The 21,151-nt window shown below is 69.3% G+C and carries 17 protein-coding genes; 8 read left to right on the top strand and 9 right to left on the bottom strand.

The window, feature by feature from the left end; genetic code table 11:
- Positions 1-55: 55 nt before the first annotated feature.
- On the top strand, positions 56-3,739 hold the full coding sequence (gene mfd / locus AB4Y75_RS08835; protein ID WP_441435495.1) for a transcription-repair coupling factor: 3,684 nt from the start codon (positions 56-58) through the stop codon (positions 3,737-3,739).
- Positions 3,740-3,891: 152 nt separating this feature from the next.
- On the opposite strand, the gene AB4Y75_RS08830 is transcribed toward mfd, so the two are convergent.
- The 4 genes from AB4Y75_RS08830 to AB4Y75_RS08815 form a co-directional block, all read right to left on the bottom strand.
- Positions 3,892-4,131: a hypothetical protein gene (locus AB4Y75_RS08830; protein ID WP_441435494.1), complete on the bottom strand. Its 240-nt coding sequence runs from the start codon at positions 4,129-4,131 to the stop codon at positions 3,892-3,894.
- A gap of 108 nt (positions 4,132-4,239) precedes the next feature.
- Positions 4,240-4,914, bottom strand: a complete 675-nt coding sequence (deoC, locus tag AB4Y75_RS08825; RefSeq protein WP_441435493.1) for a deoxyribose-phosphate aldolase — start codon at positions 4,912-4,914, stop codon at positions 4,240-4,242.
- Between the two features lie 95 nt (positions 4,915-5,009).
- Positions 5,010-6,779: a phospho-sugar mutase gene (locus tag AB4Y75_RS08820; RefSeq protein ID WP_441435492.1), complete on the bottom strand. Its 1,770-nt coding sequence runs from the start codon at positions 6,777-6,779 to the stop codon at positions 5,010-5,012.
- A 3-nt stretch (positions 6,780-6,782) separates the two neighbouring features.
- Positions 6,783-7,577 (bottom strand): purine-nucleoside phosphorylase, encoded by a 795-nt coding sequence (locus tag AB4Y75_RS08815; RefSeq protein WP_441435773.1) that lies wholly within the window; start codon positions 7,575-7,577, stop codon positions 6,783-6,785.
- Positions 7,578-7,764: 187 nt separating this feature from the next.
- Between AB4Y75_RS08815 and AB4Y75_RS08810 the strand changes: the two genes are divergently transcribed.
- From AB4Y75_RS08810 to AB4Y75_RS08790, 5 genes are all read left to right on the top strand, one after another.
- Positions 7,765-9,210 (top strand): NAD(P)H-quinone dehydrogenase, encoded by a 1,446-nt coding sequence (locus AB4Y75_RS08810; protein WP_441435491.1) that lies wholly within the window; start codon positions 7,765-7,767, stop codon positions 9,208-9,210.
- Between the two features lie 341 nt (positions 9,211-9,551).
- Positions 9,552-9,824, top strand: coding sequence for a PLDc N-terminal domain-containing protein (locus AB4Y75_RS08805; protein ID WP_441435490.1), 273 nt, complete (start codon positions 9,552-9,554; stop codon positions 9,822-9,824).
- Positions 9,825-9,893: 69 nt separating this feature from the next.
- Entirely contained in the window at positions 9,894-10,589 is a 696-nt protein-coding gene (locus AB4Y75_RS08800) for an alpha/beta fold hydrolase (protein ID WP_441435489.1), read from the top strand.
- A 178-nt stretch (positions 10,590-10,767) separates the two neighbouring features.
- The gene (locus AB4Y75_RS08795) at positions 10,768-12,189 is read left to right on the top strand and encodes an MFS transporter (RefSeq protein ID WP_441435488.1); all 1,422 of its coding nucleotides are present in this window, start codon (positions 10,768-10,770) and stop codon (positions 12,187-12,189) included.
- Between the two features lie 178 nt (positions 12,190-12,367).
- Positions 12,368-13,234 carry a cytochrome c oxidase assembly protein gene (locus AB4Y75_RS08790; protein ID WP_441435487.1) on the top strand — a complete coding sequence of 289 codons (867 nt, stop codon included), beginning with the start codon at positions 12,368-12,370 and terminating at the stop codon, positions 13,232-13,234.
- A gap of 94 nt (positions 13,235-13,328) precedes the next feature.
- Here the strand turns inward: AB4Y75_RS08790 and AB4Y75_RS08785 are convergent, their stop codons facing one another.
- From AB4Y75_RS08785 to AB4Y75_RS08765, 5 genes are all read right to left on the bottom strand, one after another.
- Positions 13,329-15,101, bottom strand: coding sequence for an acetyl/propionyl/methylcrotonyl-CoA carboxylase subunit alpha (locus AB4Y75_RS08785; RefSeq protein WP_441435486.1), 1,773 nt, complete (start codon positions 15,099-15,101; stop codon positions 13,329-13,331).
- 130 nt (positions 15,102-15,231) lie between these two features.
- On the bottom strand, positions 15,232-15,912 hold the full coding sequence (locus AB4Y75_RS08780) for a Maf family protein (protein WP_441435485.1): 681 nt from the start codon (positions 15,910-15,912) through the stop codon (positions 15,232-15,234).
- Positions 15,909-16,319, bottom strand: coding sequence for a YbjQ family protein (locus tag AB4Y75_RS08775; protein ID WP_441435484.1), 411 nt, complete (start codon positions 16,317-16,319; stop codon positions 15,909-15,911). Before AB4Y75_RS08775 ends, AB4Y75_RS08780 begins: the two co-directional genes overlap by 4 nt.
- Before the next feature lie 127 nt (positions 16,320-16,446).
- Positions 16,447-17,850 carry a dicarboxylate/amino acid:cation symporter gene (locus AB4Y75_RS08770; RefSeq protein ID WP_441435483.1) on the bottom strand — a complete coding sequence of 468 codons (1,404 nt, stop codon included), beginning with the start codon at positions 17,848-17,850 and terminating at the stop codon, positions 16,447-16,449.
- Between the two features lie 205 nt (positions 17,851-18,055).
- On the bottom strand, positions 18,056-19,735 hold the full coding sequence (locus tag AB4Y75_RS08765; RefSeq protein WP_441435482.1) for a DUF885 domain-containing protein: 1,680 nt from the start codon (positions 19,733-19,735) through the stop codon (positions 18,056-18,058).
- 161 nt (positions 19,736-19,896) lie between these two features.
- Between AB4Y75_RS08765 and AB4Y75_RS08760 the strand changes: the two genes are divergently transcribed.
- Positions 19,897-20,295, top strand: coding sequence for a TOBE domain-containing protein (locus AB4Y75_RS08760; protein ID WP_441435481.1), 399 nt, complete (start codon positions 19,897-19,899; stop codon positions 20,293-20,295).
- On the top strand, positions 20,285-21,100 hold the full coding sequence (gene modA, locus AB4Y75_RS08755) for a molybdate ABC transporter substrate-binding protein (RefSeq protein ID WP_441435480.1): 816 nt from the start codon (positions 20,285-20,287) through the stop codon (positions 21,098-21,100). The genes AB4Y75_RS08760 and modA overlap by 11 nt, the downstream gene beginning before the upstream one ends.
- The last annotated feature ends 51 nt before the right edge of the window (positions 21,101-21,151 follow it).

The following is a 21,151-nucleotide window of genomic DNA, read 5'->3' as shown; positions in this document are numbered from 1 at the left end:
CCGGTGATCCCTGGCGACCCCCTCCACCGAGCCCGCCAGGAAAGCAGCAGCCAGCATGAGTCCTCGCACCGCGTCCGCACCGTCGTCCCAGAATCCCGCCGTGTTCCGTGCACAGCTGGAGGGCATCCGCACCGTCCTGTCCGAGGACCCGGCCTTCGGGAATCTGCGGGTGTCCGCCGCGCAGGGCACCCGGCGCAGCGACGATTTCCACCTCGGTGCGCCCAGCGGCCTGAACCCGGTGGTCATCGCGGAGCTCGTGGACGGCCTGAAGGACCTGGATCGGGACACCCTGCCTCCCGCGAACGGTGAGACGGCGGCCGCGCCCGCCGTCGTGCTCGCCGTGACGGCCACGGGCCGCGAGGCCGAAGACCTCGCGGCCGCGCTGCGTGCCTATCTTCCCGAGGACGAGGTGGCCGAGTTCCCCAGCTGGGAGACGCTGCCCCACGAACGGCTCTCGCCCCGCTCCGACACGGTCGGCCGCCGGCTGACCGTCCTGCGCCGGCTGGCCCATCCGGAGGCGTTCGCCACGCCGCTGCGCGTGGTGGTGGCGCCGGTGCGCGCCGTCGTGCAGCCGGTGGTGGCCGGCCTCGGCGATCTGGAGCCCGTCACGGTGCGCGTCGGTGCGGAGGAACCGTTCGAGGACCTCGTGCGCCGCCTGTCCGCGGCGGCCTACGCCCGGGTGGACATGGTCACGCACCGCGGCGAGTTCGCGGTGCGCGGCGGCATCCTCGACGTCTTCCCGCCCACGGAGAGCCACCCCATCCGTATCGAGTTCTTCGGCGACGAGGTGGAGCAGATGCGCTACTTCGCCGTCGCCGATCAGCGTTCCCTCACTGTGGGTGACGGCGTCGTCCATCCGGACGTGCTCTGGGCCCCGCCGTGCCGTGAACTCCTCATCACGCCGTCCGTCATGTCCCGCGCCGCGAAGCTGCAGAAGAGCATGCCGGGCGCGGCGGACATGCTCGAGAAGATCGCGGGCGGGATCACGGTGGAGGGCATGGAGTCCCTGGCCCCCGTCCTGGTCGACTCCATGGTGCCGTTCGTCTCCTCGCTCCCCGAGGGCTCGATCGCGTTCATGATCGAGCCGGAGAAGGTCCGGCTGCGCGCCCATGACCTCATCGCCACCAACGAGGAGTTCCTCGCCGCGGCCTGGTCCACCGCCTCCGACGGCGGGGCCGCGCCGCTGGACCTCGGCCTGGACCCGGAGGCGCTTCTGCACGAGGCGAGCTTCCGCACCCTCGCGGACACGCGCACCGACGCGCAGTCGGCGGGCGTCTCCTGGTGGGACGTCTCCACCCTGGGCGTGGACGAGGAACTGGGGCACGACGTCGACGTGCTGGCCCTGCGCGCCAGGGAACCGCGCGGGTACCGCGGCGATGTGGGGGAGATGCTGGAGTTCATCTCGTCCCGCATCAAGGACTCGTGGCGGCTGGTCGTGGTCACGGACGGCCCCGGCCCCGCGCAGCGCCTGGCCGAGCTGTTCCACGACGCCGACGTGCCGTGCGCCCGGGTGGACCGTCTGGCCGACGCCCCCGCACCCGGCATCATCGAGATCACCACGGCCGAAGCCGGACACGGCTTCGTGCTGGACGGGCTGAAGTTCGGCGTCCTCACCGAAGCCGATCTGCTGGGACGCTCCAGCGAGCGCGGCGGCACCAAGGACATGCGGAAGATGCCGTCCCGGCGCCGCAACGCCGTCGACCCCCTGTCCCTGCACGCGGGGGACTTCGTGGTGCACGAACAGCACGGCATCGGCCGCTTCGTGGAGCTGGTGCAGCGCAAGACCGCCGGCTCGGACGGGGTGCGCGAGTACCTGGTCCTGGAATACGCGCCCTCCAAGCGCGGTGCGCCGGGCGACCGCCTGTTCGTCCCCACCGATCAGCTGGACCAGGTCACGCGCTACGTCGGCGGTGACACCCCGGCTCTGAGCAAGATGGGCGGCTCGGACTGGGCGTCCACCAAGTCCAAGGCCCGCCGCGCCGTCAAGGAGATCGCCGGGGAGCTCATCCGGCTCTACTCGGCCCGCATGGCGTCCAGGGGTCACTCCTTCGGCCCGGACACCCCCTGGCAGCGTGAACTGGAGCAGGCGTTCCCGTATGTGGAGACGCCGGACCAGCTGACCACCATCAACGAGGTCAAGGCGGACATGGAGAAGGAGATCCCCATGGACCGCCTGGTGTCCGGCGACGTCGGCTACGGCAAGACGGAGATCGCGGTCCGCGCCGCGTTCAAGGCCATCCAGGACGGCAAGCAGGTGGCGGTCCTGGTGCCCACCACCCTGCTCGCTCAGCAGCACCACGAGACCTTCAGCGAGCGGTTCTCCGGTTTCCCGATCCGGGTCCGGGCGCTGTCCCGGTTCCAGACCGCCAAGGAGTCCAAGGAGACGCTGGCCGGAGTCAAGGACGGCAGTGTCGACCTGGTGATCGGCACGCACCGTCTGCTTTCCAAGGAGATCGAGTTCAAGGACCTGGGCCTCGTCATCATCGACGAGGAACAGCGTTTCGGTGTGGAACACAAGGAGGCGCTCAAGAAGATGCGCACCAATGTGGACGTGCTGGCCATGTCCGCCACCCCGATCCCGCGCACCCTGGAGATGTCCCTGACCGGCATCCGGGAGACCTCCACGCTGGCCACGCCACCGGAGGAGCGCCACCCCGTCCTGACCTATGTGGGCCCCTACACGGACAAGCAGGTCTCCGCCGCGGTCCGCCGTGAGCTCATGCGCGAAGGCCAGGTCTTCTTCGTGCACAACCGGGTCTCCTCGATCGACCGCGTGGCGGCATCCATCCGTGAACTGGTCCCCGAGGCCCGGGTGGAGGTGGCGCACGGCCAGATGACCGAGGCGCGCCTGGAACAGATCATCGTGGACTTCTGGGAGAAGCGTTTCGACGTCCTGGTGTGCACCACCATCATCGAGACCGGCCTGGACATCTCCAACGCCAACACCCTGATCGTGGACGGCGCCAACAACTACGGCCTCTCCCAGCTGCACCAGCTGCGCGGCCGCGTGGGCCGTGGCCGCGAACGCGCCTACGCGTACTTCCTGTACCCGTCGGAGAAGCCCCTGGGCGAGGTGGCCCTGGAACGCCTCAAGGCCGTGGCCGCGCACAACGAACTCGGTGCGGGCATGCAGCTGGCCATGAAGGACCTGGAGATCCGCGGCGCGGGCAACCTCCTGGGCGGTGAGCAGTCGGGCCACATCCAGGGTGTGGGCTTCGACCTCTACATCCGCCTGGTCGGCGAGGCCGTGGCGGAGTACCGGGGCGAGAAGGAGGAAGCGGCGGCGGAGATGAAGATCGAGCTGCCGATCAACGCCCACCTTCCGCACGACTACGTGCCGGGGGAGCGGCTCCGCCTGGAGGCCTACCGCAAGCTCGCGGCGGCGCACACTGATGCGGCCATCGATGAGGTGCGCGACGAACTGGTGGACCGCTACGGCGAGCCGCCCGCCCCGGTGGTCAACCTCCTGGACGTGGCCCGCTTCCGGGTGGCCGCGCGCGCGGTCGGCCTGACCGACGTCGCGGTCCAGGGCAACTTCATCAAGTTCGCTCCCGCGGCGCTGCCGGAGTCCAAGACCATGCGGCTGAGCCGTATGTACCCGGGCTCCCAGATCAAGCCGGCGCTCAATGCGGTGCTGATCCCCAAGCCGAAGACGGCCCGTGTCGGCGGCCGGGACCTGGCGGACGCCCAGGTCCTGGAGTGGGCCCGCAACGTGCTCTCGGCGATCTTCGAGGACTAGGCGGCAGCCGGCTTCGCGCTCTGTTTCACTGCCGGCGGGTCAATATCCCCGCGAAAAGTGAAACAGGGCGCGCATCCCCGGAATCAGACGGGCCCTGGAAACACGAAGGCCCCGGAGGCGTACCTCCGGGGCCTTCGTGGTGAGAAGCTCGGTTACTTGCCGGCGTCCTGCTTGACGCGCTCCAGCTCGGCGAGCGTGTCGGAACGGCCGAGCACGTGCTGCGGGATGGCGAAGGCCAGCGCGAAGAGGATCAGTGTGACCGCGGCGGGCCACGGGTTGTCCAGGCTCAGGAAGGAGAGCGAGTAGACAGCCCCGGCGAACAGCGCGAAGCAGATGATGAACAGCACCACGGACTGGACGGTGTTGTTCTCTTTGCCGATCGGACGGGACATGTTCTCCCAACTTTCTTTGTCATGACGTCCGCAGGGACGTCTTCAGTCTTCCGCAGGGCGGCCCGGCAGGGGCTCGCTGTCGGGTCCCCGGAGGGGAACCGTGGGTTCTCAGTAGTCGGTCTGACCCTGTTCGCCCTTGACGATCGCGATGCCGGAGCTCGCGCCGATGCGGGTGGCACCAGCAGCAATCATAGCCTGTGCATCCTCGAGGCTCCGCACGCCGCCGGACGCCTTGACGCCCAGATCAGGCCCCACGGTGGCGCGCATGAGCTTCACGTCCTCCACCGTCGCCCCGCCGCCGTTGAAACCGGTGGAGGTCTTCACGAAGTCCGCGCCCGCCTCGACGGAGGCCTGGCAGGCCAGGACCTTCTGCTCGTCCGTGAGCAGTGCGGTCTCGATGATGACCTTGAGGATCGCCTCGCCGTCGTGCACCGCGGCGGCCACCGCCGCGATGTCCTCCACGAGGGCGTCCTTGTCGTCCGCCCGGGCGGAGGCGATGTTGATGACCATGTCGATCTCGGCCGCGCCGTCCTCCACGGCGCCGCGTGCCTCGAAGACCTTCACATCGGTGGGCGTGGCGCCCAGCGGGAAGCCCACCACGGCACAGCAAAGCACGGGGCTGCCCTTCAGAGCCTGGACGGCGGTCTTGACCCACACCGGGTTCACACAGACCGACTTGAAGCCGTACTCCACGGCCTCGGCGCAGACCCGCTGCACGTCCTCCCGGCTCGCGTCCGGCTTGAGGAGGGTGTGATCGATGTAAGAGGCGATGTTCGTGCTCATGGTGTTCCTTTGCCTGCCTGATGTCGGGGCGCTGTGCCGGGAGTGGTGGCGCGCGCGGTGAGTGCGGTGATTCCCCAGAATCTCATGTCGGGCGCTCAGACGCCCAGTGCTGACCTCATGCCGTTCAGCACGGCGTCCAGGCGGCGCCGGGCCTCCTGCTTGGCCTCGGGCAGCGCCTCGGGACCGGTGACGGGCACCACTACCTCGAGGTAGCACTTGAGCTTCGGCTCGGTGCCGCTCGGCCGGACGATCACCTGCGTGCCGTCCTCGCTGAGGTACTTGAGCCCGTTGGTGCCGGGAAGCTCGTCCGTGCCCTGCGAGAGATCCTGCGCGACGACGACGGCGGAGCCCGCCAGGGCGGCCGGGGGAGTCGCGCGCAGGGTCGCCATCATGGTGTCCAGCAGGCTGAGGTCGGCCACGCGGAGGCTCAGCTGGTCGCTCGCGTGCAGGCCGTGTTCCAGGGCCAGGGCGTCGAGAAGGTCGAAGACGGTCTTCCCCTCGGCCTTGGCGTGGGCCGCGAGTTCGGCGATCAGCAGGGCCGCGGAGATACCGTCCTTGTCGCGGGCCAGTTCCGGGGCCACGCAGTAACCGAGGGCCTCCTCGTAGCCGTAGACCAGGCCGGGCACACGGGAGATCCATTTGAAACCGGTGAGAGTCTCGCGGTGCTCGTAGCCCGCCGCCGCGGCGATGCGGGAGAGCAGCCGGGAGGACACGATCGAATTGGCGAAGACACCGGAAACCCGCCCGTCCATCCGCCGCACCATGTGGGCACCCAGCAGGGCCCCCACCTCGTCGCCGCGCAGCATCCGCCACGCGCCCCGGCCGCCGTCGGCGTCCGGGTCGAAAGCGGCCACGGCGGCGCGGTCCGCGTCGGGGTCGTTGGCCAGGACGAGGTCCGCACCTGATTCCGCCGCCAGGGCCAGGGCCAGGTCCAGGGCGCCGGGCTCTTCGGGGTTCGGGAAGCTCACGGTGGGGAAGTCCGGGTCGGGCTGAGCCTGCTCGGACACCTGGGTCACCGAGGAGAACCCGGCCTCACGCAGCACCGCTTCGGTGGTCCGGCCACCCACGCCGTGCATGGGGGTGAGGACGATGTCCAGGTCCCGCTCCGGGAACCGGTCCGGGAGGGCCAGCGCCACCACGGCCGTGCGGTAATCATCCTCGATCGACGCGGGGAGCACCTCCCAGCCGGACTCGGCCAGGGGGATCGACTCGGACGGCCCCACGGCGGCGATCGCCGCCGCGATCTGGGCGTCGTAGGGTTCCACGATCTGTGAGCCGCGCGCGCCCTCCGGCACGGCCCGGCCTCCCAGATAGACCTTGTAGCCGTTGTCCTGGGGCGGGTTGTGGCTGGCCGTGACCATCACGCCGCCGTCGGCGTCCAGGGCCCGCACCGCGTAGGCGAGCAGGGGGGTGGGCAGCGCGGACGGCATGAGGAAGACCTCCAGGCCCGCCGCCGTGAACACGGCGGCCGAGTCCTGCGCGAAGACGTCCGAATTGTGGCGGGCGTCGAAGCCGACCACGACGCGCGGTGCACGGGCATCGCCGTCTGCGCCCAGGGCCTCGTTGAGGAAGGCCGCGAAACCGGCCGCAGCACGGCGGACCACCACGCGGTTCATCCGCATCGGACCCGGGCCCAGGGCGGCCCGGAGGCCGGCGGTCCCGAATTGCAGGGTCCCGGAGAACGCGTCCTCCAGCTCGGCCCGGGCAGCGGCGGAGCCGCGCTCCGCGTCGTCCACGAGGGCGAGCAGCCGCGCCGCGGTGGCGCCGTCAGGATCAGTGGCCGCCCACTCCCGGGCCCGCTGCGCGAGGCCGGTGGGCAGGGGAGTGGGGGCGGCGTCGTCGTGCGCCGTGCTGTGCGGGGCCATGGCTCAGAGCTTGCCGATGATCTGGGCGAGCAGAGCGGAGATGCGCGGGCCGGCGGCCTGGCCGGCCTCCAGGACCTCGGCGTGGCTGAGGGGTTCCGGGCTGATGCCCGCGGCGAGGTTGGTCACCAGGGAGATGCCGAAGACCTCCATGCCGGACTGGCGGCCGGCGATGGCCTCCAGCGCGGTGGACATGCCGACCAGGCTGGCGCCCATGATCTTGGCCATCTGGACCTCGGACGGGGTTTCGTAGTGGGGACCGGTGAACTGGGCGTAGACGCCTTCGTCCAGGGTGGGGTCCACCTCGCGGGCCAGCCCGCGGATCCGGGACGAGTAGAGGTCCGTGAGGTCCACGAAGGTGGCGCCCTCCAGCGGGGAGGCGGCCGTCAGGTTGATGTGGTCGCTGATCAGCACGGGGGTGCCGGGCTTCCAGTTCTCGTTGAGGCCGCCGCAGCCGTTGGTCAGCACGAGGGTCTTGCAGCCGGCGGCCGCCGCGGTGCGGACACCGTGCGCGACGGCGCGGACGCCCTTGCGCTCGTAGAAGTGGGTGCGGGCTCCGAGGACCAGGGCGCGCTTGCCGTCGGTGGTGAGGACCGAGCGGATGGTGCCGGTGTGGCCGACCACCGCCGGGGCGTGGAAGCCGGGCACGGTCGCGGCGTCCAGCGTGTGGGTGGTCTCGCCGATCAGATCGGCGGCCCCACCCCAGCCGGAGCCCAGCACCAGGGCGACGTCGTGCTGCTCGACCCCTGTTTCGCGGGCGATGTGCTCAGCGGCGAGCTTCGCGGCCTCGAAGGGATCCATCGTGTTCAAGTCCAAGGTAGTCACGGGAAAACCGTACTCGCAGGGCCGCGTTCTTGCCCAGCACGGGCGGTGGATGTGGGGTGGCGTGGCCGGGACCGGGTGCCGCGCGGCTCCGATACTGAGGTGGTATCCGTCACTTTCGGCCCGGTGACCGCTTCGTGACGGCGCCTCGGCTGGCAGTGGGGCAGTGCATGGGACAGAATTGACCTTTGTGAGCACGCATCCTGATTTCGCCGCGCCCCGTATCACCGTCCTGGGCGGTGGTCCCGGTGGTTACGAGGCCGCCGCGGTGGCCGCATCCCTGGGTGCCAAGGTCACCGTCATCGAGCGCAACGGTCTGGGGGGCGCCGCGGTCCTGACCGACGTCGTCCCTTCCAAGACGCTGATCGCCACGGCGGACCTCATGGCGCGCGTCTCGGAGGCCCACTCACTGGGTGTCCGCTTCGAGGTCGACTCCGGTGCGCCGACCATGGTCGCGGATCTCGAGCACATCGACCGCCGTGTCATGGAGCTGGCGCAGGAGCAGTCGGATGACATCCGCCGCAGCCTCGAGGAGGCCGGCGTGAAGGTGCTGATCGGCGACGGCGTGCTGCAGGACGACCGCACCATCAAGGTCACCACCAAGTCGGGTTCGGTGCGCACGGTCGACGCCGACGCCATCATCCTGGCCGTCGGCGCCCACCCCCGCGAGCTGCCGAGCGCCAAGCCGGACGGCGAGCGGATCCTGAACTGGACCCAGCTCTACAACCTGACCACGCTGCCCGAGGAACTGATCGTGGTCGGTTCCGGCGTGACCGGCGCCGAGTTCGCCTCCGCGTACAACGGCCTGGGCTCCAAGGTCACCCTGATCTCCAGCCGCGACCAGGTCCTCCCGGGGGAGGACAGCGACGCCGCTGACGTGCTGGAAGAGGTCTTCGAACGCCGCGGGGTGCGCGTGCTGTCCCGTTCGCGTGCCGAGAAGGTGGAGCGCACCGACGACGGCGTGCTGGTCACCCTCGGCGACGGCAGCACCATCACCGGCACCCACTGCCTCATGTGCGTGGGCTCGATCCCGAACACCGAGGGCATCGGCCTGGAGAACGCCGGCGTGGCCCTGACCGACTCGGGCCACATCAAGGTCGACGGCGTCTCCCGCACCACCGCGCACAACGTCTACGCCGCGGGTGACTGCACGGGCGTGTTCGCCCTGGCCTCCGTCGCGGCCATGCAGGGCCGCATCGCGGTGGCCCACATCATGGGCGACGGCGTGCGTCCCCTCAAGCTCAACGAGGTGGCGTCCAACATCTTCACGTCTCCGGAGATCGCCTCCGTGGGTGTGTCCGAGAAGGACCTCTCCACGGGCCGGTACCAGGGCGATGTGGTCATGCTGCCCCTCAAGGCCAACCCGCGCGCCAAGATGCGCAACTCGAAGGACGGCTTCGTCAAGATCATCTCCCGCAAGGGCTCCGGAACGGTGATCGGCGGCGTGGTGGTGGGGCCGAACGCCTCGGAGCTCATCTTCCCGATCGCTCTCGCCGTGGCGAAGAAGCTGCACGTGGACGACGTGGCCAGCACCTTCACGGTCTTCCCGTCACTGACCGGCTCCATCGCGGAGGCGGCGCGCCGCCTCCACGTGCACCACTACGACGGCTAGTCGCCGCTAGGACGTCTAGGACGGACAGCCGTTCGTTGACCTGGGCCTCAGAGAGCACCTCCCCGTCGCGGACGCAGCGGGTGACGACTGCGTGCACGAGACCGTTCACGCTGCCCGGTGCCCGGCTCCGCGAGCCGCTCCTCGGCGTCGACGGTTTCCCGCGGCCCGACGGCCGACCAGGGGAGCGGACTTCGGCGACCGCAGGAGGCCGAGAAGGACCCGGACGGAACTCAGAGCGGACATGCCCGCCACTTCAGTGGGAGGCCGGGCGCTCTTCCAGGCTGGTCGAATCGCCTTTCCCTGGGATACTGGGTTCAGCCGACCGCCGAGGGAAATGGGGGATGGTCCACTTGCTCGTCAGCGTCATGAACCAACCATCTGAGCTGGATCCGAATTACTGGGACATGGGCCTCGCGTCGATTCCCTTTGTCGTCATGGCGGCAGGCATCCTGGCGGTTTCCCTCCTTGCGCTCACCGATCGTCACCTGTCCCTGCGTTCCCGTCTGGTGTGGGCCCTGTTGATCCTTGTGGTCCCGCTGATCGGAGCGGTGCTGTACGCCGTGCTGCGGGCGCGGGTGCGGGTGCGGTCGACGAACGGGACGCCGTCGAATTAGGCGCCGCGCACACTCCACCAGCAAAACGACCCCTCGAAAATCGTCGGAGGGCGAGCGTAGGCTGAGCCCATGGATCTGATTCTGGTACCCGGCCTCTGGCTGGACGCGTCCTCCTGGGATGCCGTGGTCCCGGGGCTCGTCGCCGCCGGACACCGCCCGCACCCCGTCACTCTGCCCGGCGTCGGCGCACCGGCCGCCGAGTCCGACTCCCTGACCATCGACGACTGGGTCGCGGCGACCGTCACGCAGATCGACGCGCTGGACGGGCCCGTGGTGCTCGTCGGCCATAGCGGCGGCGGAAACGTGGTCTGGGGCGCCGCGGACGCCCGTCCGGACAAGGTCTCGCGGGTGATCCTCGTGGATACTGCCGTGCCGCCGCCCGGCGCCATGATCTCCGAATTCGCGGTGGTGGACGGGGTGATCCCGTTCCCCGGCTGGGACTTCTTCGACGAGGAGGAAGTGCACGACCTCACCCCGGAGGTCCGGGAGCGGGCCGCGAAGGACACGTTCAGCGTCCCCGTCCAGGTGCCCACCGGTCCCATCTCCCTGACGGACGAGCGCAGGTATGACGTGCCGGTGACGGTCCTCTCGGGCGGCATGGACGAGGAACAGTTCCGAGCGGCCCTGGCTCAGTGGGGCGCGTTCGCTGATGAGGCGGCGGCCGTGAAGGCACTCGACGTGGTGACGATCGGCTCAGGACACTGGCCTCAGTTCTCCGTCCCCGAGCGGCTCACCGGCCTGATCGCGGAGGCGGCGGCCCGCTGACGGCGTCGCCCGATGGCACAGCCGGTTTCGCGGGTCGAACGTGAAAGGGATCGTGCGAGTCATTCCACATACTGGACGCGGTTGTCCAGTAGTTGGACCCTGGTGGTTAAGATGAACGCCGTCTCATAGCATGGCGGCCGCTTCAGGGGGCGGGCCGCCCGGAAGGAAAGCCGGACCCATGTCATCCACTCCAGCCACACCGGCTGCCCCGGGAACCCCGGGGGCACCCGCCCAGGCGCCTGCCGCCAACACCCGAGGCCGGGTGATCTTCGCCAGCCTCATCGGCACCACGATCGAGTTCTACGACTTCTACGCGTACGCCACGGCCTCCGTGCTCGTGTTCCCGAAGCTGTTCTTCCCGAACGCCACGGACATCAACGCGATCCTCAGCGCCTTCGCCATCTTCGGCGTCGCTTTCGTGGCCCGCCCCATCGGCTCGATCCTGTTCGGGCACTTCGGTGACAAGCTGGGCCGCAAGGGGACCCTGGTGGCCTCGCTGCTCACCATGGGTATCGCGACCTTCCTCATCGGCTTCCTGCCGCCCGCCGCGGGCGGCTGGGTGGTCCTGGCTCCACTGGCGCTCGTGGTCCTCCGCTTCGCCCAGGGCATCGCGCTGGGTGGCGAGTGGTCCGGTGCCGCTCTGCTGGCCACCGAGAACGCCCCCGCGGGCAAACGCGCCATCTGGGGCACCTTCCCGCAGCTCGGCGCCCCCATCGGCTTCATCCTCTCCAACCTCATCTTCGTGGCCCTGCAGACCTGGCTCACCCCGCAGCAGTTCCTGGACTGGGGCTGGCGCGTGCCCTTCATTCTCTCGGCCGTCATCGTGGTCGTGGGCCTCTATGTGCGTCTGAAGCTGGAGGAGTCGCTGTCCTTCCAGAAGGTCCTCGCGGAGGACAAGGTGGCCCGGGTCCCGCTGGCCGTCACCTTCACCTTCCACTGGCGTCAGGTCCTGGCAGGCACCTTCATCATGCTGGCCACCTATGTGCTCTTCTACCTCATGACGAGCTTCACCCTGACCTACGGCACCGCCGCTGACACCGCGGCCAAGGCGGAAGCCGCCGCCAAGAAGGCGGGCAAGGCTTTCGATCCTGCGGCGTTCGTCCCGGGTCTCGGCGTCGACAGGACCCTGTTCCAGTGGATGCTCATCCTCGGTGTGGTGTTCTTCGGCATCTTCACGGTGGTCTCCGGGCCGTTGGCCGAGAAGTTCGGCCGCCGGAAGTTCCTGATCTGGGTGACCTCGGGGATCTTCGTGTTCGGCTGCGCCTGGACGCTCATGTTCGGCCCGGGCACCGGAGCGGCCATGGTGGGTCTGATCATCGGATTCACCCTCATGGGCCTGACCTTCGGTCCGATGGCCGCCTACTTGCCGGAGCTGTTCCCCTCCAATGTCCGGTACACGGGATCGGCCGTGGCCTACAACCTCTCGAGCGTCATCGGAGCCGCCCCGGCGTCCTTCGTGGCGATCGCCCTCTGGCAGGCCGGACACGGCAGCACGTGGATGGTGGGTGTCTACCTGGCCCTGGCCGCGGTGCTGACCCTCGTGGCCCTGTTCCTGACCCGCGAGACGGCCGACGTGGACTTCGAGAACAACGTCGCCTGAGCCGTCCTGCTTCCTCTGGGCTCCGTGAGAGCGGCCCGGCATCCCTCGGGGCGCCGGGCCGTCGGCGTTCCTGGGAACGGCCCCGGGTTCGCGTCGGTACCATGGGACGGTCACTCGGGATCGGCCGGGCGGGACTCCGGGGGCGGGGAGACCGCCGTCATCAGGAAGGTTCCCCGTCATGCCGCCCGTGAGCGCTCTCGTCACCAGCTGGACCGTCGACATCCCCGCGCTGCTGCTGGCCGCCGTCGTCGCGGTCCTGTACGCCCGGGGTGTGCGGAAAGCGCAGCGCTGGCCCGTACGGAGGAACCTGAGCTTCCTGGTGGGTCTCCTCCTCTTCCTGTACCTCTCCTGTGGCTTCCCGGGCGTGTACGGCGCCTCCCTGCGCTGGGTGTTCACCCTCAAGGTGGCCGGTTACGTCTTCGTGGTGCCGCTGCTGCTGGCGGCGGGGCGCCCGCTGGCGCTCGCCCGGGAAACGCTCGGAGAGAAGGGACGACGGCGCGTGGACGCCTTCATGGCCGGCCGTCCGGTCCGGCTGCTGTCCCACCCGGTGGTCTCGCCCCTGCTGGGCCTGGCGCTCTTCGCGTCCTTCCTGACGCCGGTCCTGTACCTGCTCCGCACCGACCCGCTGGCGGGAGCGCTGACCGTGCTCCTGGCCCCGGCCCTCGGCCTCCTCATGGTTCTGCCCGCGGTCGAGGGGGAGGAGCGACCCGCGAGCAGTGCCGTGATGGTGGTGGGGTTCATCTACGTCTTCATCGAGCTGCTGGCCGACGCCGTGCCGGGGATCCTCCTCCGGCTGTCCGGCACCGTGCTGGACGGATTCGCGGGCCCCGTGCCCGGCGCGCTGGGCTGGTTCCCGGGCGCCCTGCGGGATCAGCAGCTCGCCGGAGACCTTCTGTGGTTCGTGGCCGAAGTGGTGGACCTGCCGTTGATCATCCTCATGATGATGCGGTTCCAGCGCAGCGACAAGGCCGACGCGCAAGCCATCGACGACCTCAGTGATGAAGAGCTGGCGGAGCTGAACCGGCGGCATCTGAACCGCTCCTGAGCTCCGGCAGTTCCCTGGACGCTCCCACGGCCCTGGAAACGCCGAAGGCGCGGAACCCTCTGGGGGTGCCGCGCCTTCGGCGTCGAAACGGGTGTCAGTCGGCGATCGTGGCCAGCACGGCGCCGGCGGTCACGGTCTCGCCCGGCTGTGCGGTCAGACCGGTCACGGTGCCCGCCTTGTGGGCCGTCAGCGGCTGCTCCATCTTCATGGCCTCCAGGACCACGATCAGATCCCCCTCGGCCACGACGTCGCCGTCGGCCACGGCCACCTTCACGATGGTGCCCTGCATGGGCGAGGTCAGGTCGTCACCGCTTGCGGCGGCTCCGGCTGCGCCGCCGCGGCCGGACTTCTTCGCCTTGCGCGGCTTGACCGCCTTGGCCGGGCCGGCTGCCACGGAGGCGAACGACGCCGGGAGGCTGACCTCGAGGCGCTTGCCGCCCACTTCCACCACCACGTTCTGGCGCGGTTCGGCGTCGTCGGCGGCGCCGGGGACACCGGCGAACGGCGGGATGGTGTTGTCGAAGGCGGTCTCGATCCAGCGCGTGTGCACCGTGAACGGGCCCTCCTCCGGCGCGAAGGCAGGGTCCGAGACCACGGCGCGGTGGAAGGGGGTGACGGTCGGCATGCCGGTGATCTCCAGCTCGGCCAGGGCGCGGCGCGAACGCTCCAGGGCCTGCTTGCGGCTGGAACCGGTGACGATCAGCTTGGCCAGCATGGAGTCGAAGTTCCCGCTGATGACCTCGCCGGCCTGGATGCCGGAGTCCACGCGCACACCCGGGCCGCTGGGGAAGCTGATGGTCTCCACGGTGCCGGGGGCCGGCATGAAGTTGCGTCCGGCGTCCTCGCCGTTGATGCGGAACTCGAAGGAGTGGCCGCGGACCTCGGGGTCGTCATAGCCCAGCTCCTCGCCACGGGCGAGGCGGAACTGCTCGCGGACCAGGTCGAGGCCGGAGACCTCTTCGGAGACGCAGTGCTCCACCTGGAGACGGGTGTTGACCTCGAGGAAGCTGATGGTGCCGTCCTGGCCCACCAGGAACTCGCAGGTGCCGGCGCCGAGGTAGCCGGCCTCCTTGAGGATGGCCTTCGAAGACTCGTAGAGGCGGCGGTTCTGCTCCTCGGTGAGGAACGGGGCGGGAGCCTCTTCGACCAGCTTCTGGTTGCGGCGCTGCAGGGAGCAGTCGCGGGTGGACACCACCACGACGTTGCCGTGGGCGTCCGCGAGGCACTGCGTCTCGACGTGGCGCGGGGAGTCCAGGAACTTCTCCACGAGGCACTCGCCGCGGCCGAACGCCGTCACGGCCTCACGGACGGCGGATTCGTACAGCTCGGGGATCTCCTCGAGGGTGCGGGCCACCTTCAAGCCGCGGCCGCCACCGCCGAAGACGGCCTTGATGGCCACCGGCAGCCCGTTCTCCTGGGCGAAGGAGATGATCTCGTCGGCGTCCTTGACCGGGTCCTTGAGGCCCGGGGCCAGGGGAGCGCCGGCGGCGAGGGCGATGTGCTTGGCCTTCGCCTTGTCGCCCAGGGCGTCGATCGCCTCGGGCGACGGGCCGATCCAGGTCAGACCCGCGTCGATCACGCGCTGTGCGAATTCGGCGTTCTCGGCGAGGAAGCCGTAGCCGGGGTGCACGGCGTCCGCGCCGGACTGGCGGGCCACGTCGAGGAGCTTGTCGATCACCAGGTACGACTCCGCTGCGGTGTTCCCACCCAGGGCGTAGGCCTCATCGGCGAGCTTGACGTGCAGGGCGTCGCGATCCGGATCGGCGTACACCGCCACGGACTGGATGCCTTCGTCACGGGCGGCTCGGATGACGCGCACTGCGATCTCGCCGCGATTGGCGATCAGCACCTTGCTCAACTGGGTCATGGCAGGGAACTCCTCGAAATTGTCAACTGACACCGACCTTAGTACCTCTTGGCGGGTTCCGCCGAGATTACTGACGATTTCCGCGCGTAGTGCCGTCACTCTTTGTAGGAGTTCTACAAAAGTCCGGGCGTCAGGCCCAGAAGGCGGTGATGCCCGTTCCCTGGTCGGCCAGCAGCCCGCGGAGCGTCGAAACGGACAGGCCCACCACGGCGTGCGGGTCACCGGTCACCGATTCGATGAAGGCCCCGCCAATCCCGTCGATCGTGAAGGAGCCCGCGCAGTGCAGGGGCTCCCCGGTGGCCACGTAGGCCCGTATCTCCGCGGGATCGATCTCGGCGAAGCGCACGGTGGCGCTGGACAGCCTGCCCAGCCCTGACGCTCCCGTCGCGTCGCCTTCCGCCGCGGACGACGACGGCGCGTGGCCGGCGTCGTCGTTCACTGCAGCGGTTGCCGGGGGGATGAGCCAGTGGCCGGTGTGCAGCACCCCTTCCCGGCCGCTCATCCGGGAGATGCGCTCGATGGCGACCTCAGGCTCGTACGGTTTGCCGTAGGCCGCGCCGTCGAATTCGAAGACCGAGTCGCAGCCGAGCACGTAAGCGTCCCGTGCCTCGGGCAGCGCCGCGACCGCTTCGGCCTTGGCCCGGGCCAGCAGCAGCGCGGTCTCGGCCGGCGAGGGGTCACCGGCGGCCGCCGCGACCGCGTCCTCATCGACCGCGGAGACGATCACGTCGAAGCGCAGGCCGGCCTCGGTGAGGAGCTTGGCCCGGGCGGGTGACTGCGACGCGAGGATGAGACGAGGCGCGCCGCTCACAGCTGGGTGTTGCCGGGCTGGTTGTTCGGATCCTGGCCCTGCTGCGTGAGGTAGACCGACTGGCCGGTGGCGCCCTCTTCGCCCTCCTTGAGCGGGATGATGAAGACGGCGGTGCCGTAGGCGCAGACCTCGGTCCAGTTGCCACCCATCTCGGAGGTGTCGAAGCGCATGGCGACGATCGCGTTGGCGCCGCGCTGCTGGGCCTCGTTGACCATGCGGCCCATGACCTCCTGGCGGCTCTCGTACAGGGCCTTGGTCATCTCCGGGAGCTCACCGCCGCCCAGCGAGCGGAAGCCCGCGAGCATCTGAGACCCGATGTCGCGGGAGCGGACGGTCAGGCCCATCACTTCGCCGAAGACGGCGTCGATGCGGTGCCCGGGGACTTCATTCGTGGTGACGATCAGCATGCCTAGAGCCTAATACGGGATCACCCTCCGAGAGAGAACACTTGACGCCCCTTCCCGGACGGGGAAGAGGCGCCAAGTGTCACTTCGCGAGCAGAGAGGCTACGCGGCGGGGGGGACCCTGGTGGGGTCAGCGATCCGCGCCCACCAGTTCCTTCTCGGAACCCTCTGCGGCATTCTCGGAGACCTCATCGGTGAACGCCACGCCCTGGCGGGGTGCGTTGTAGAGGTCCAGGTCCAGGATGCCCTGGCGCTTGGCCACCAGAGTGGGGACCAGGGCCTGACCGGCCACGTTGACCGCGGTGCGGCCCATGTCCAGGATCGGGTCGATGGCCAGCAGGAGGCCCACGCCGGCCAGCGGCAGGCCCAGGGTGGAGAGCGTCAGGGTCAGCATGACGACGGCGCCCGTGGTGCCGGCCGTCGCGGCGGAACCCAGGACCGAGACCAGGACGATCAGCAGGTACTGGCCGAAGTCCAGGTTGATGCCGAAGAACTGGGCCACGAAGATCGCGGCGACGGCCGGGTAGATCGCGGCGCAGCCGTCCATCTTGGTGGTGGAACCGAGCGGCACGGCGAAGGAGGCGTAGCCGCTGGGGACGCCGAGGTTACGCTCGGTCACGCGCTGCGTCAGCGGCATGGTCCCCACGGAGGAGCGGGACACGAAGGCCAGCTGGACTGCCGGCCAGACGCCGGAGAAGTACTGCTTGATGGACAGGCCGTGGCTGCGGACCAGGATCGGGTAGACCACGAACAGGACCAGGGCCAGGCCGATGTAGATGGCGACCGTGAACTTGCCGAGCGCGCCGATGGTGTCCCAGCCGTAGCTGGCCACGGCGTTGCCGATCAGGCCGATGGTGCCGATCGGGGCGATCCGGATGATCCACCAGAGGACCTTCTGGATGACGGCCAGCGCGGAGGCGTTGAAGTCCAGGAACTTGTCGGCCTTCTTGCCCGCCTTCAAGGCGGCGACGCCGACGGCGATCGCGAGGACGAGGATCTGCAGGACGTTGAAGTTCACGCTCGTGGAAGCCACGCCGTCGGTGATCTTGGTGCTGACCTCGAGGCCGAGGATGTTCTTGGGGATGAGGCCCTGAAGGAAGGCCCACCAGCTGCCGGAGGTGCCCGCGTACTTGGCGCCTTCCTCGCTGAGGCCGGTCCCGGCGCCCGGCTGAAGGAGCACGCCCAGGCCGATGCCGATCAGCACGGCGATCAGGGACGTGATGGCGAACCACAGGAGCGTGTTCCACGCCAGCTTGGCCGCGTTGGTCACGGCACGCAGATTGGCGATGGAGCTCACGACGGCGGTGAAGATGAGGGGGACGACGGCGGTCTTCAGCAGGGCGACGTAGCTGGAGCCGATGGTCTGAAGCGTGATGGTCAGGCCGTTGGGGGCATCATGGGTGCCGCCGAGGTTCCTGGCCACCAGGCCGAGGATGACGCCGAGCACCAGTGCGGCGATGATCTGGACGCCGAAGTTGCCGGCCCAGCGGGGCAGGCGGCTCGGTGCCTTGGGTGCGTTGGTCTCTGTACTCACCCACAGGACAATAGAAATCGGCGTAACAATATTCCACTTTGCGTTGAGCAGTGTTACTTTTCCGCCCCGAATCTGGATTTTTCCTCGGAACGGGAATAAAGGGGAGTCCCCGGATGGGACGGCGACGCCCCCGCCCGGAAACCGGGCGGCGGCGTCGCGGGGCCTTGTGGGGCGGGCGTCCAGGCCTGCCGGACTCGGCCGGGTTTCAGCCGAGAAGCGCGGTGCGCAGGACGTCCAGACCGACGGAACCGATGTTCAGGGCCTTGGAGTGGAACGCCTTGACGTCGAAGTCCTCGCCCTCGCGCTCCTGGAGCTCCTGGCGGATCTGCTCCCAGAGGCGCTGGCCGATCTTGTAGCTGGGCGCCTGCCCGGGCCAGCCGAGGTAGCGGGTGAACTCGAACTGGAGCTGGCCCTCGCTGATGGGCAGATTGGCGCGCAGGAACTCGTAACCCTTCTCCGCGGTCCAGGGGCCGCCGCCCCAGCGCTCGGGCATGTCCAGTTCCAGGTGCACGCCGATGTCGAACACCACACGGGCGGCCCGCATGCGCTGCATGTCCAGCATGCCCATGAGGTCCCCGGGGTCGGAGAGGAACCCGAGCTCCTGCATGAGCTTCTCCGCGTACAGGGCCCAGCCCTCGCCGTGGCCGGACACCCAGCAGATGTTGCGGCGCCAGTCGTTCAGGAGCTCCTTGCGGTACACGGCCGTGGCGACCTGGAGGTGATGCCCGGGGACGCCCTCGTGATAGACCGTGGTGGTCTCGGCCCAGGTGGTGAACTCATCCTCGCCCGGCGGGACGGACCACCACATGCGGCCGGGACGGGAGAAGTCGTCGCTGGGGCCGGTGTAGTAGATGCCGCCGTCCTGGGTGGGGGCGATCATGCACTCGAGGGTCTTCATCGGCCCGGGGATGTCGAAGTGGGTGCCGGCGAGTGCGGCCACCGCCTCATCGGAGAGCTTCTGCATCCAGGCGCGCAGGGCGTCCGTGCCCTGGAGCTGCCGGGAGGCGTCCGCGTTGAGGATCTCCTTGGCCTCCTCGATGGTGGCGCCGGGCTTGATCTCCTGCGCCACCTTCTCCTGCTCGGCGATGAGCCGGTCGAGTTCGGCGACGCCCCAGGCGTAACTCTCCTCCAGGTCGATCGTGGCTCCCAGGAAGGTGCGGCTGGCCAGGGCGTAGCGCTGGCGGCCCACGGCGTCCTTCTCCGGTGCGGACGGCAGCAGCTCCTCGCGGAGGAACTCGATCAGGGTGCCGTACGCGTCCCGGGCGCGCTGCACGCCGTCGTCGAGCGTGGCCTGCAGCTCCTGCGGCAGAGGGCCCGACGACGTCGCGGCCTCCCGGGCGAGCTTGGCGAAGAAGCCGTCTTCCGCGGCATAGCCGGCGGCCTGCTCGATCACGATCCGCACCTGGCGTGCCGCCGAGACGAGGTCCTGGGCCTGGGCGGTGCGCAGCGACTCGATGTACCCGTCGATGGCTGCGGGGACGTTGTGGGCGCGTCCGGCGATGTGCTGCCAGTGCTCCTCGGTCTCCGTGGGCATGAGGTCGAAGACCGCGCGGATGTCCTGCGCGGGGGAGGCGATGTTGTTCAGCTCGGCCAGGGTCCAGCCGCTGGCATGACGCTCCAGTGCCAGACCCAGGCGTTCACGCATGGCGTCCAGGGTGACGCGGTCCACGTCATCGACGGGATCCAGCCCGTCCAGCGCGTTCACGGTCTCCTGGTCCAGGCGGGCGAAGGCCTCCTGCCCGGCAGGGGAGAAATCGGGGTATTCGCTCTCGTGGCCCGGCAGTCCCAGACTCGTCGCCAGGGCGGGGTCGAGTTCCAGTAGACGTGCGGTGTAGCTGTCGGCGAGCTGGTCGATGGCCGTCTTGGGGCGGGTGTTCTCAGTCACAGTCCCTAGCGTAGGCATTTTTTGAAAGGAGTGCTTGAAAACTTTCGGCGCGTGGACGTGGCGGGCGGTTGCCGGGCGACTCGTTCGTTCGCGCCGTTCGCATCTGCGATCATTCGGTGTCAGAAAAACCGCAAAGGCGAAATTTTGGCTAAGCTCGCTCCATGAGTGGAATCCGGATCAAGGACGCCGCCGCCTTCCTGGGCGTCAGCGACGACACGGTGCGCCGGTGGCTCTCCAGCGGCCTGCTGAAGGTGGAACGCGGTGGGGGAGTGACCGAGGTGGATGCGCTGTCCCTGGCCGCGCTGGCCCGGGAGCAGGCGGCGCAGCCCGCCGATCCCACGAAGGTGGGACGCTCGGCCCGGAACCGCATGGTCGGGCTGGTCACGCGCGTGATCTCGGACAAGGTCATGTCCCAGGTGGAGATGCAGTGCGGCCCGCACCGGATCGTCTCGCTCATGAGCACGGAGGCCGTCGAAGAACTCGGCATCCGGGAAGGAAAGCTCGCCGTGGCAGTCGTCAAGGCGACCAACGTGATCGTGGAGGTCCCCGATGAAGCATGATGCCCGCCCCCGTCCGCGCGTCGGCAAGGCCGTCGTCGCCCTCGCGGCGGCGTCGCTCGCCCTCGCCGCCTGCTCGGCGCAGGCCGGACCCTCCGCTTCCGGCAGCGCGGCGTCTGACGCGCCCGCGGGGAAGAAGACCGTGGTGGTCTTCGCCGCCGCCTCCCTCAAGACGAGTTTCACCACGCTCGCGGAGAAGCTGCACGGCGAACACCCCGAACTCGATCTCAAGTTCAACTTCGCCGGGTCCCAGGACCTCGTGGCGCAGATCAAGGCCGGAGCCAAGGCCGATGTGGTGGCCACCGCGGATCACGCGACCATGGGCAAGCTGAAGGACGCCGGTTCGCTGGACGGCGCCGCACAGAACTTCGCCAGCAACACCCTGACCATCGCCGTCCCGCCGGCGAACCCCGCGGGCATCACCGCGCTGTCCGATCTGGCGAAGCCCGGCGTCAAGACCGTGCTCTGCGCGGTGCAGGTCCCCTGCGGCGCGGCCAGCCACAAGGTCGAAACCGCGGCCGGGATCGACATCAGACCGGTCAGCGAAGAGCTCGCCGTCACCGACGTGCTCGGCAAGGTCTCCTCCGGTGAGGCGGACGCCGGGCTGGTTTACCGCACCGATGTGCAGGGCTCCAAGGGCAAGGTGAAGGCCGTCGACTTCCCGCAGAGCAGCTCCGCCGTCAACACCTACGCGGCGGCACTCGTCAAGAACGGTCCGGACAGCGACGGCGGAAAGACCTTCCTCGCCGCCCTCACCGGCGAGCCGGGCCGGACCGTCCTGGCCGAGGCCGGCTTCGGCACACCGTGAGCGCTCCGGGTGGCGGGACCACCCGCGCCCGGGGAAGCGGCTCTGGACGCT

This window comes from Arthrobacter sp. RAF14, assembly GCF_052114185.1.
Classification (GTDB): Bacteria; Actinomycetota; Actinomycetes; order Actinomycetales; family Micrococcaceae; genus Arthrobacter_E.
The sequence above is the reverse complement of the archived record's forward strand: the minus strand, read 5'-3'. Positions and strand labels throughout refer to the sequence as shown.